This window comes from Nonomuraea antimicrobica (genome assembly GCF_039536965.1).
In the GTDB taxonomy this organism is placed as follows: Bacteria; Actinomycetota; Actinomycetes; order Streptosporangiales; family Streptosporangiaceae; genus Nonomuraea; species Nonomuraea antimicrobica.
The window spans coordinates 1-1,026 of the sequence record NZ_BAAAZP010000235.1; the positions used below are offsets into that span (position 1 = coordinate 1).

Annotated in this window: 2 protein-coding genes; both read right to left on the minus strand. The window is 77.4% G+C overall.

Annotation, left to right across the window (positions count from 1 at the left end):
* The coding region (locus tag ABD844_RS49185; RefSeq protein WP_344895809.1) for a hypothetical protein at positions 1-544 on the minus strand (544 nt) is incomplete at its 3' end.
* Positions 545-550: 6 nt separating this feature from the next.
* Positions 551-1,026: hypothetical protein (locus ABD844_RS49190; protein WP_344895812.1), on the minus strand; the 476-nt coding region annotated here is incomplete at its 5' end.

Sequence of the window (1,026 nt, forward strand, 5' to 3'; positions counted from 1 at the left end):
CGGCGGACGCCACGGCCGGCGACGACTCCCCGGCCGCCGCGGTCGCCCAGGCGTACGCCAGTACGGCCCAGGGCGCGAACAGCCGGTTGGCCCCGTTGTCCCGGTAAGCGGCGCGCTCGACCCAGGACCGCGCGGCGGCCGCGTCCCCGGCCAGCGCGCTCGCCGTGGCGAGCCCGGACATCAACGTCCCGGTCAGCCGGATCGTGTCGCGGCCCTGGAGCGCGGTCACGGCCTCGCGCAACGACCGTCCGGCGGTCTCCGGCCGTCCCTGGGCGCACTCGACGAGCCCGCGGAAGCCGACCGGCCCGGCCGACATGAGCGGCGCTGGACCGGCCAGGATCTCCCGGTAGTCCCGCTCGGCCACCTCCCACGCGGTGACCAGGTCACCGAGGGCCAGGCAGGCCAGGCACCGGGCCAGGCCGAGCTGTACGACACCCCACGGGTACTCGCCCGGGTGCGCCGCCAGCAGCGCCTGCCCTCGGTCGTGGAAATGGTCCGCCTCGTCGGGACGGCCGAGGAAACCGGCCGACGCCGTGGCCGCCACCAGGCCCTACATGACCGCCTGGGGGTCCGCCGACTCCCAGGCCAGCAGCCGCCCGGCCGCCTCGATCGCCGCCTCGCACCGCCCGTCGAACAGGAGGATCCACGTCCTGTTGCCCTCCGCCAGGTCGCCGCCCGCCAGGTCGAGCGCTCGTTCGGCGCCCGCGAGGTCGCCCGAGCCGAAGTACAGCGTGTCCGAGCGGGCCAGCGCCCAACGCACCCGTTCGGGGCCCGGCGGCGGCACGTCCGACAGGACGGCGGCGGCCTCCGCGCTGTGGCCCCGGTATTCGAGGATCTCGGCGAGCAGGGCGTCGGCCTCCGGCCCCGGCTCCGCGTCCCGTGCCGCCCGCGCCAGCCGCTCGGCCAGCGCAAGGTCCGCCCGCTCGACGGCCTGCCGCGCGCCCCTGCGTACGACGTCCGGCCGCGGCACGGCACCGCCTTCGAGCTGCCAGATCCCGGCCCGCAGCGCGTCGTCCGCACGGCGCA